11 protein-coding genes are annotated in these 9,962 nt (G+C 62.0%); 5 read left to right on the top strand and 6 right to left on the bottom strand.

Features of this window, described 5'->3' with window-relative positions; all coding sequences use genetic code 11:
* The first annotated feature begins 86 nt into the window (after nt 1-86).
* Together AC0L2J_RS31960 and AC0L2J_RS31955 are read left to right on the top strand one after the other, a co-directional pair.
* On the top strand, nt 87-1,199 hold the full coding sequence (locus tag AC0L2J_RS31960; protein WP_473395647.1) for an NADH:flavin oxidoreductase/NADH oxidase: 1,113 nt from the start codon (nt 87-89) through the stop codon (nt 1,197-1,199).
* A 248-nt stretch (nt 1,200-1,447) separates the two neighbouring features.
* Nucleotides 1,448-1,855: a hypothetical protein gene (locus AC0L2J_RS31955; RefSeq protein WP_007604593.1), complete on the top strand. Its 408-nt coding sequence runs from the start codon at nt 1,448-1,450 to the stop codon at nt 1,853-1,855.
* Nucleotides 1,856-2,059: 204 nt separating this feature from the next.
* On the opposite strand, the gene AC0L2J_RS31950 is transcribed toward AC0L2J_RS31955, so the two are convergent.
* From AC0L2J_RS31950 to AC0L2J_RS31940, 3 genes are all read right to left on the bottom strand, one after another.
* A complete protein-coding gene (locus AC0L2J_RS31950; RefSeq protein ID WP_007599245.1) occupies nt 2,060-2,305 on the bottom strand; it encodes a PilZ domain-containing protein in 246 nt (81 codons plus the stop codon).
* A gap of 322 nt (nt 2,306-2,627) precedes the next feature.
* Nucleotides 2,628-3,968: a DUF2235 domain-containing protein gene (locus AC0L2J_RS31945; protein ID WP_473395642.1), complete on the bottom strand. Its 1,341-nt coding sequence runs from the start codon at nt 3,966-3,968 to the stop codon at nt 2,628-2,630.
* Between the two features lie 305 nt (nt 3,969-4,273).
* Complete coding sequence (locus AC0L2J_RS31940) at nt 4,274-4,792, bottom strand: hypothetical protein (RefSeq protein WP_473395646.1); 519 nt, start codon at nt 4,790-4,792, stop codon at nt 4,274-4,276.
* Between AC0L2J_RS31940 and AC0L2J_RS31935 the strand changes: the two genes are divergently transcribed.
* The 3 genes from AC0L2J_RS31935 to AC0L2J_RS31925 all read left to right on the top strand — a co-directional run bounded on the left by AC0L2J_RS31935 (nt 4,764) and on the right by AC0L2J_RS31925 (nt 5,803).
* Entirely contained in the window at nt 4,764-5,021 is a 258-nt protein-coding gene (locus AC0L2J_RS31935; RefSeq protein WP_027515171.1) for a hypothetical protein, read from the top strand. The genes AC0L2J_RS31940 and AC0L2J_RS31935 overlap by 29 nt on opposite strands.
* 1 nt (nt 5,022) lies before the next feature.
* A complete protein-coding gene (locus AC0L2J_RS31930) occupies nt 5,023-5,319 on the top strand; it encodes a hypothetical protein (protein ID WP_007599252.1) in 297 nt (98 codons plus the stop codon).
* A 205-nt stretch (nt 5,320-5,524) separates the two neighbouring features.
* Nucleotides 5,525-5,803 carry a DUF1488 family protein gene (locus AC0L2J_RS31925; RefSeq protein WP_085351675.1) on the top strand — a complete coding sequence of 93 codons (279 nt, stop codon included), beginning with the start codon at nt 5,525-5,527 and terminating at the stop codon, nt 5,801-5,803.
* Nucleotides 5,804-5,831: 28 nt separating this feature from the next.
* Here AC0L2J_RS31925 and AC0L2J_RS31920 read toward each other — a convergent pair whose 3' ends face one another.
* The 3 genes from AC0L2J_RS31920 to AC0L2J_RS31910 all read right to left on the bottom strand — a co-directional run bounded on the left by AC0L2J_RS31920 (nt 5,832) and on the right by AC0L2J_RS31910 (nt 9,958).
* On the bottom strand, nt 5,832-6,374 hold the full coding sequence (locus AC0L2J_RS31920; protein ID WP_473395641.1) for a hypothetical protein: 543 nt from the start codon (nt 6,372-6,374) through the stop codon (nt 5,832-5,834).
* Nucleotides 6,371-6,607 carry a hypothetical protein gene (locus AC0L2J_RS31915; RefSeq protein WP_279664837.1) on the bottom strand — a complete coding sequence of 79 codons (237 nt, stop codon included), beginning with the start codon at nt 6,605-6,607 and terminating at the stop codon, nt 6,371-6,373. Before AC0L2J_RS31915 ends, AC0L2J_RS31920 begins: the two co-directional genes overlap by 4 nt.
* 396 nt (nt 6,608-7,003) lie before the next feature.
* Nucleotides 7,004-9,958 (bottom strand): hypothetical protein, encoded by a 2,955-nt coding sequence (locus tag AC0L2J_RS31910; protein WP_473395640.1) that lies wholly within the window; start codon nt 9,956-9,958, stop codon nt 7,004-7,006.
* Between the last annotated feature and the right edge of the window lie 4 nt (nt 9,959-9,962).

Here is a 9,962-nt window from a genome sequence, read left to right as displayed (position 1 = left end):
CCCCGCGCGCCTTCAGCGCCTTGGCGAACTCAATAGTCTGCGCCAGATACCAGCCGCCCACCACCCACTCGGTCGACGACACCCGCATGAGCGCCCTGTTTTCCCCGATCAAGCTGCGCGGCCTGACCTTGAAGAACCGAATCGTGGTGTCGCCGATGTGCCAGTATTCGGCCGAGGACGGCGTTCCCACCGACTGGCACTTCACCCACATCAACAATCTCAGCCTGTCGGGCGCGGCGATGTTCTGCATCGAGGCGACCCATGTCGAGGCGATCGGCCGCATCACGCCGGGCTGCCTCGGGCTCTACAGCGATGCCGCCGAGGCCGCGCTGAAGCAGATCCTCACCTCGGTGCGGAAACATTCCTCGACCGCGGTCGCGATGCAGCTCGCGCATGCCGGCCGCAAAGCCTCGAGCGCGCGGCCCTGGGACGGCGGCCAGCTGATTCCGATAGACCAGGGCGGCTGGCAGACCGTGGCGCCGTCGGCGCTGCCGCACAAGGAGGGCGAGGCCGCGCCGCTGGCGCTCGACGCCGCCGGCCTCAAGCGCATCCGCGATGCCTTCGTCGATGCGGCGAAGCGCGCCGATCGCATCGGCATCGACGCCATCGAGCTGCACGGCGCGCACGGCTATCTCCTACATCAATTCCTGTCGCCGATCTCGAACAAGCGCACCGACGACTATGGCGGCTCGCTCGAGAACCGCATGCGCTTCCCGCTGGAGGTCTACGACGCCGTCCGCGCGGCGTTCCCGCACGACAAGCCGGTCGGCATGCGGGTGTCGTCGACCGACTGGGTCGAGGGCGGCTGGGATCTGGCGCAGACGATTGAGTTCGCCAAGGCGCTGAAGGCGCGCGGGGTCGACTGGATCGATGCCTCCTCCGGCGGCGTCTCGCCGCTGCAGAAGATCGCGCTCGGCCCCGGCTACCAGGTGCAGTTTGCAGAGGCCATCAAGCGCGAGACCGGTTTGCCCACCATCGCCGTCGGCCTGATCACCGAGCCGAAGCAGGCCGAGGAGATCGTCGCATCCGGCAAGGCCGACATGGTCGCGCTCGCCCGCGGCATGCTCTACGACCCGCGCTGGGCCTGGCACGCCGCAGCCGAGCTCGGCGGCGAAGTCGAAGCCCCGCCGCAATTCTGGCGCTCGCAGCCCTCGACGCAGAAGGCGCTGTTCGGCAAGACCACGTTCGGGGCGCGGTAGGCTCTTCACCTCGCCGCCATCCTTCGAGCGCCCGCCTTTGGCGGGCCCTCAGGATGAGGCCGGAGTGCGCGGCAGCGCTTTCGGCGGGCAAAGATGCCGCTCAGCCTCATCCTGAGGAGACCGCAAAGCGGTCGTCTCGAAGGACGAGGCGCTTGCTCCGCCTCACGCCTCCGTAACGCCCCTCAGCTTCCACCCCCGCCAAATCTGGCCTAACCTCACGCGCGTCCAACTCCTCGCGGAGATCCGCCATGCGGTTTCGTATTCGAAAGGCTGCCCACGTCATCGAGCGCGTGGGGCTTGCGATGGCGGGCGCCGCGTGCGGGCTGTTCGTCGGCGCTTACGTGGGATCCGCGATACCCGCGCTCACCACCGAGGGCTTCCTGCTGCTGATGATGGTGCTGGGCTTCGTCGGCTTCTATCTCGGCATCGACACGCCGCAGCTGCCCTTCGACGAGGCCCATGGCGACATCGACGCCGCGGAGCTGTTGAGCTCCGCCGGCACGCTCTGCGCCACGCTCACCGCGCTCGCCTCCGTCGCCATCATCGTGCTCCGCCTCGAGCCGCATATCGCCTGGAGCTGGTTCGCCCTGTTCGGCTGGATCGCCGGCGTCGCGATGCAGATCGTCGCGGGCGCGAAGGCGCGGATGCGGAAGTAGGGAATTTGTTGTGTTGGGAGAGATCGCGCCGCGACAATCTCCGCCGTCGTCCTGGCGAAAGCCAGGACCCACTACCCCAGGGAGCAGTTTGGCGAAGACTCGTCGTTCGGTACGTCTACCGCCTGCAATCGATAAATCACGCGGTATGGGTCCTGGCTTTCGCCAGGACGACAACTTAGGAGGCCGCGCCAGCGTGCCTCGCCCCTAAAACACCACGCCCACCTTCGTGCCGCGCTTCCACGCCACGCGGCAGCGCTTCTTGGTGTTGACATGCAGCAGCTCGAAGCGATCGGGAATCTTCACCTGGCCGCCGAGATCGACGCAGGCCCCTCCGGGCGAATAATCGATCAGCGTGCAGGGGATCACCGGCGCGCGCGGGTCGGTGATGATCTTGGCCTGGCGGGACACGAGGCCCGCGGGCTTGACGCGGGCATGTCGTCGCGGATGCATTGGCACTCTCCTCCAATTTCCGCGGATGGCGCGGGTGGTCTGGGAGACCATGATGAACGAGAGGTGATTCGATCCGGCTAAAGCGGGGTCGATAATTTTAATGAATATTGGCGGTAGCCGGGTGGGGAGGCTGTATTCCGCCGTCGTCCTGGCGAAAGCCAGGACCCATTACCCCAGGACGTACTTTGGTGAAGGCTCGTCGTTCGGTACGCCGACTGTCCGCAACCGAAAGATCACGCGGTATGGGTCCTGGCTTTCGCCAGGACGACGGCTTTGGTGGAGCGCCGGCCAGCTCCCCATCATGGTCCGCCGCGCAACCACCTCACCCCACCACGATCTCCCCCGTCTCGCCTCCAGCGCCCACACCCGGCGGCACGGGCATCGGCACCGTCACATACTCCTTCGGCAGATTCACCGGCCGATAGCCCGGCTCCACCGCCATCCGCTTCAACACGCTCTCGTGCACATGCGCGCCTTCGGGAATGGGGCGCGGTTCGCAATCGGGGATGTAGAGCCCCATAAACACCTTCCGCTCCGGCCATTCCTTGTAGGTCGCGCTCTTCGGCAGATACTCCAGCACGCGCCAGGGCGCCGTCATCGAATCATGCAGCTCGCCCGTCTTGCCGGTGTATTCAGGCGGCACGTATTGGAACGGCGAGTTCTTGCGCTGGATGCCCCAGGCGAGCTGGTTCACCGTGCGCGGGTTGAAGTTCAGCCCCGCTTTCGCGGCCTCCTCGATCATCCAGAGCAGCGGATATTTGGACTCGCCGCTTTCGGCTTCCGGATAGCCGCCGCCGACGTCGCAATGCACGCCGGCGAACCACACCTGCAAAATGTCCTGCGGCTCCTTCTTCTCGTCGGGCACATAGCGGTGGCGCCAGTACTCCTGCGGCTCCTCATACGCCTTGAGGCGGAACATGCGGCGCTGCTCGTCGATCGCGATCGCCTGCCGGAAGATGTTGACGCTCGGATTGCGCAGCGTGAAGGCGAGCTCCTCCAGGCTGAAGACGAGGAAGAAGACGTCGCGCCGCGGCACGATCACGCTCGCCACCGTGTCCCAGACGCCGATGAAGTGGATGGTCGGCCAGCGCGTCGAGGTGATGCGCGCGAACTGGGCGGCGAGGTCGAACTGGTCCTTCGGCAGCGGCCCCTGTTCGTCGACGGCGATGTCCTTGAGGTCCTCGATGTCGTTGCCGCGCCCGGTGCCGGAATATTGCTTGTAGGCGACGAGGCCGGAGCCCGCGAGGTTGGCCTGCTCCGGCGAGATCAGGCCGATCTTGTGGATCAGCCCCGCCAGCACGCGAACCGTGTAGGCCCCGCGCGAAAAACCGAACAGATAGATCCTGTCGCCCGGCGCGTAATGCTGGACCAGGAAGCAATAGGCCGAGAGCACGTTGTCATCGAGCCCGTAGCCGGTGGCGAGCCCCAGCACCAGGTTGACGTTGGCTTTCCAGCGATGCCACGTCGACGGCTCCGTCACCGTGCCGACGCCTGGATCGTAGAACACCATCTGCCGCGGCTGCGTCTTGGCGGTCTTGCGCAGGCAGCGATACAGCTTCAGGACGTTGGAGATGTTCTCCGAGATCTCGTTGCCGGTGCCGTCACAGCAGATGACGAGATTCTTCGGCTCGGATGTGTGGTCGGCGTTGCGCTCGTGCTCCACGGTACTCCCCTCCCGCTGATGCTACCCGGGCGAGTATAGCGGAAAAGAGCGGGAGAAGGAGGTGGTGGTGGATCCCGCGCGGCGCCAGTGTTTTTGGGGTGATTGGGCCGCGGACTCCGCTGCACCTCTCCCGCCTGCGGGAGAGGTCGACGCGCCTCGGGCGATGCGAAGCATCGTCCCGAGCGCGGCGGGTGAGGGCTCTCTCCTCTTGGGGGTTCTCGCTTGCGGAGACACCCCCACCCCAACCCTCCCCCGCAAGCGGGAGAGGGGGCGCACCTCATTCGCGGTCGGCGTTGCCGCCCCCGCTACTTCTTCTTCTGCCCGATCTCCGGCTGCCACGCCGCATCCTTGCGGCTGGGCGCTGCGGCGCTGGTCTTGATCTTGTCCTTCTTCGGCTTCTTGGTCTCGCGGTTGCTGCGTTGCTGTCCCTTGGCCATGATTTCGTCTCCTCCTGGGTTTCGAGTTCGTCCGCGTGCGAGATCGGCGCTGCAATGGTCGCTGGGCATGACGAGATGCACCCGCCCGAGCCATTGAAAGATCGCCGCCGCGCACACGAGGCGCGAAAGATGCAGCGCAACATCGACGCGCGGCAATTGCGTGAGCTGCGCTGACATGGTCGAGCGTACGCCCGCGTCCTGCCGATGGCGAGGACTAAAACGCCGCGCGCGAGTGTCGCGCTTGCCGCTTAAGTCCCGGCCCGCGCTGACATAAAGCTGGCTATTGCCGCGCAACGAGCGCATGGTCCGCCATAGCTGGCGTCGGTTGGGGCTCCTTCTTTGCGAAAGGCAGGCGCGCATGACCATCCGCTCGCGGCGAGAAACCATCACCTTCAAGCATCCATTCCACATCCGCGGTCTCGAGCGCGAATTGCCGGCCGGCGCCTATGAGGTCGTCACCGACGAGGAGATGATCGAGGGTCTGTCGTTCGCGTCCTATCGCCGCGTCGCCACCATGATCACGGTGCCCTCCGAAGGCGTGCGCGGTGCGACGGAGATGCTGTCGATCGGCTCGGTCGACCTTGCGGATGCCCAACGTATCGATGCGAGTGCCTGACATGACTGACATCCCGGTCGATCTCGACAGCCACCGCGGCATGGCCGCCCAGAAGGCAACCGATCTGCGCCGCGCGCTGGCCGATGTCGAGGCCCAGGTCAGGGAGCTGCGCGAGCGCGAGGCCGAACTCGAAAACCGCATGATGTCGGTGCCCGCCACGTCCTGGCCCGAGGCCGCCGTGAAGGCCCGCCATCTGCTCAACCTCTATGCCGCGAGCCTGCCCGCCGAGGACACCCGCCATCGCGCGCTGGTCGCCGCCCTGTTCGACGATTTCGCAAGACTCAACGGCGACGGCTGAAGCGAGGGCTGAAGCTGGGCCAACTCGTGGCGCCATCGCGCAACGCTCGCAAACACACCCGTCGTCCTGGCGAAAGCCAGGACCCATAACCACCGAAGCGACTTGTTGTGCACCCTAGTGCCACAGCCTGCTTCGATAACGCCGACCGACGCCCCCGTGCGCAATTGCGCAATCCCGGCACGACGCGCGGACAAAGGAGTACCCCATGACACTCACCACCAGCCGCTTCATCGCCCACGACCAGGACCGCGGCATCGTCCAGTTCTCGATGCAGGACGGCGCAAAAGAGATCGCCTGCGCGATCTCGACCTCCGCCATGGACGACCTCGAGCGCGGCCCGCGCGCCAGGCCGAGCGAGCGCGAAGAGCAGTTCACGCGCCTGCGCGAACGCATCGAAGCCTGCACCGGACGCAAATATCAGGCGACGGAGTTCGAAGGCACGCCGCCGGGGATCGTGCTGCGGAGCATTGATTTTCGGGGGTAGGGGGGAGGCAGAGTAGCGATCCCGCGTCTCACGCGGCGCGGTCGAGTTCCTTTTCGTAAGCCTTCAGGCTTCCCTTCAAGCTCTCTTCCAGTTTAGCCGTGCGCGATCCTATCGCCGCATTCGCCGCTCGCACGGCGGCCGCTTCGATCGCCTCGTCGCGGCTGAGCTTGTCGTGATGAAACAGCCATTTTGCGACCGTCGCCCAATCCCACAGCGGGCTGTCGGACGTCACGCGGGCGACCGGCGCGGGAAAATCCTTGGCGCGCTGTCCCTTGGAATATTGTGTCATCGCCGCGCGCGTCATTCCGGTTCGGGTGGCGATATCGGAGAGGCTGACCAGCGGGTCGGGCTCGACACGATCGACGTGGGCACCGGCGGCCTGCACGTTCCGCACCGCGGTGATGATGGCCTCGCTGACTGATTTGGCCTCCCGGGTGAAGTCGACGATGATGTGGCCCTTCTGGAAGGCGATCGCAGCATCGTCGCAGCCGGCATCGTAGAAGCGCTGCTCAAAATCCTCCGCCGCAGGATCGAGGCCGGACGCAATGATGCTGAATTCGAATTTCTTCACGTGTCCTCCTCCTTACCGTGCGGGCAGCGGCCGATCGCCCGCATCACTTGGCGAGCGTGGTCTTCCGGGTTCTTCGGCGTGCCGTTCACGCCAACCTGGCAGCCGTCACGTCCCGCATGCGCGCAGAACAGCCGCCCCCAATGCCCCATCTTGCGCCACCGCCATCCGATCGACTCGGCGTGCGCGACGACGGCCTCGATCTCCTTGTGCGGGTGCCTGGGCCGATCAGCCATCCGGTAACCTGAAAGATAGTGGATGTGTTAACAAATGTCAACGCGATAAGCGTGATGATGGCCGTCTTGCGCCGGCAGCAATGAAACTTCAATGCGCAAGGAAGACCACGGAGATTAGAACCACGAGTAAAGTTGCTAGTAGAATGGCACGATTTTGCCATCTGCGTCTCGTTGTTAACTTGTGGTCGCACGCCGCGCATATTGTTCGCGGGGCATAGGTGTTTCTTATTGCAACAAACCTGCCCTTTAACAGGGAGTTCAAGGTCCAATCGAGCAACGGCCGAGAAGTTATTGCCATCCCGCTAACGTTCGTTCCGGAACGTATCGTCCTTCGGTGACCTCCCCCGCTGGGGAATAAGGAGCCGCAAAGATGACAGGTGGGCATGGCAGACTATCCTAGCGACAGCGGTAATAATACTGTCGACCCTTCTCACTATTCCACTCTAGTCTTCGGCCCTGCACCTTAAAAACAATATTTGCGGGCCAAGCATCAGCTCCCACTTGGCAGCGTGCTTGAACTCTCCAAGCATTTCCTCCAAGCGAGACGTGACTGAATGTGCAAGACCCCGCGTCTACCTTTGCTTCTGCGGTGCTTATTTCTAGTCTTACGCCGTCGCTGCAAGCTTGGTCGGCGGACCAACCTCCTACGAATGACTGCTTAGCCGAGAGAGGCGATCGAGAGTTTAGCAGCCTCACTGCTGCGCTATCGATCATGTCATTGCTCGGTAGCCCGTTTACGATTCTGAGGTCCCTGATTGCTCGCTTGATTTGCGTGCTATCACTACTCGAAATACGTTCGAGATAGCCCAGTTCGATTAGTTTTCCGCTGATAAATGCCGAGTCGATTCGATCTGAACCGGCGGCGGATTCCAATGACGGTGCGCCGGTTTTCGACGCAGATGAAACGAGTTGATCCGCGGGAGATAGAGATAGCGGGGGCGCTGGTGAGACAGTTCCTGTTGCGTCTGGTCTTATGCCGGCGATCGGAGGCCACACCGGTGACGACGGGGAAATGCTTAGCGGCGTCGGCGGTTCCTCCAGCGGCTTTGGTGACGCGAGCGTTGGAAGCTTGCTAACGGATGTGGCGGCATCAGGACTCAAAATTTGAGGCAGTGCCGTTCCTTGGCTTGACTTGGAGGTCTCTCCTGGGGTCGCCTCCTTCGGAAGAGCACTGGCTGTGGGCGTGGAAAAAGAAGGCTGCGCAATTGGGTTTGTTACAGAGGCCGCGGGTTTCGGGGATGTGGATGCCGGCACGTTCTGTGCAAAAGTCTCTCCCGTGGATCTCACTACAGCGGGAGCTGAGTATTGGATCGGCTTCGGCGGAGGAATTGAAATTCTTGGACCTAGCGAGATACAGAAAATGAGAACGCCGAGGGCGAGGGCTCCGAATAGCCATCGGCGTTTGCTGGTGTTGGCTAGGGCGGAGACGGCTTGCTCGTCAACTTCTGCCTGCTTGAGATCTCTCCACACATTCGTGGCGTGACCGACGATCGTCGCACGCGATTGAACAATTTCTGCTGAGACGGTTCGAAGCTCATTGAGCCTCGCAAGAAGCGTTTGCTCTAGGTGGGATCGCCTTTTGGAAATCGAAGCTTTTACCTGCGCGACGTCCGCGGGATTTACCGCTTGGTTCGGATTAAAAACAAACCGCCGTTCTAACGCGTTTCGCCAAGTCAAAAGTAAGGCTGATGTTGCTGGCCCGAACCCATTAATGGCCTCGATTCGAATTCTATCCACATCCGCCGCGGTTTCTATTCCGTAGGAGCGGAGTGTTGATTTCCTTGTACTACCAAGCCCCTTTATTTTGGCTCGAGCAATTTGAAACCCGTCGAGGAACCGGTGAAGTTGCAACTCGCGCAATCGCTGGGATAAGCCTGCAAGCTGTCGAGATTCCTCGCCGCTGAGTCCACCCAATTCCCGAATTTCTCTGTCGGTCTCTTGACGAACCTCAACGAACCGACGGTTGTTTGAAACGGCGCGGTACCTCTCATCATGCAGATCAAATCCCCTTCGCAACACATCAGATGCGCGTTGCTTGGAATGGTTCGCAGCCGGCGAGCGAAGGGCCAAATACGCGCAGGCACCAAATCCGCAGAGCGCAAGAACTGGATGTATTGCTTGTGTGGTTAGGAGCGGAATGGAAATCAGTGCCCCCAGCGTTGCCACTGCAAAGGAGCCGATCGCTTCGTTTGATGCAGGCGCAGGCGGCCTTGCTGCGGTCTGCACCGCAGGCATGACGGACAAAAGTGGCGCCGCAATTCCAGGGTCGGGAATAGCGCGAATTGCTGCGATCAATTGAGCTAGGTCGGCTGGAGTCGAACCGGTGACATGGACCGCGGCCGCAAACGCCACAAACCCGGGAAACCCGCGCTCCATTCGGCACCAAGGGCAGGTGCTTGCGGACCGAAAATAATGATGCGCGGGCGATTGTCGACACGGGACTAGTTCGACCTCAGCTTCTTTAAGTAGACGGGCCCATTCGGTTGCAGCAGGCCGGCCTCCTGCCGAGGAAGCTGGACCAAAGGCTGTCTCAAATGCAGTTGCAAGGTTCGGCGGTAAGTCCGACAAAGTTGGAAGGTGGGGCGGCGGCTCCATCCCGGTTCGTCTGCGATCGGTCGAAAATGCGAACCGAAACTCCTTTATTGCCTTCTCGTAAGGTAGCGATCCTGTGCCGAGGAAATCGCCAATAAATGGGTGTCTGCCCATGAAGAGCAACATAAAGATTATGACGCCTAACCCAAAGGAGTCATGATTGATGGTACGTACGACTTCGTCTGGACGTCTTCCTTGCAGTTCAGGCGGAGTAAAGTCCTCTGTTGCAACAATACAGCGGAATAGATCGCTACTTAGAGAGAACTGAAATGAATCCGCGTCGATCAGAGTTGTTCGTGCATCACCAGAGATGAGAATACCTGAGTGATTGATGTCGCCTATCACGCAACCTTTTGCATGGACAGCAGCTACCGCGTTGGCGAGATTGATGGCACTCCGTACCAGGAAAGAAAAATTGGCTTTTGCAAACTTGGTTCGGCGGCTACTTGGAGAGTAGAGTTCGTGGACAGGACTCCGACCTCTAACTTTCTCCATCGTAAATCCGGCGAAATCGCCGTTCGAGTGGTAGAGGGGCTTTGTTGGGAAGGCGACGCTCGTTATGCCGTCCTGAAGCTTTGCCCGGACCATGGCCAACACTTTATCGCGCCGGCTCCTTGCCTTGTCTGGGAAGTAAATCTTCGCGGCCTTAGTCGGGTCGCCAAGAATCTCGTAGACGGCGCCTTCGCCACCGCGACCGAGTAGCTTCAATAGCGATACGGGTTGCTTCTGATCGTCAACGATGCCCTTCGGAATAGACATCTTT

It is taken from the genome of Bradyrhizobium sp. MV1.5, assembly GCF_055807615.1.
This window is presented reverse-complemented; position numbering and strand designations above follow the sequence as displayed.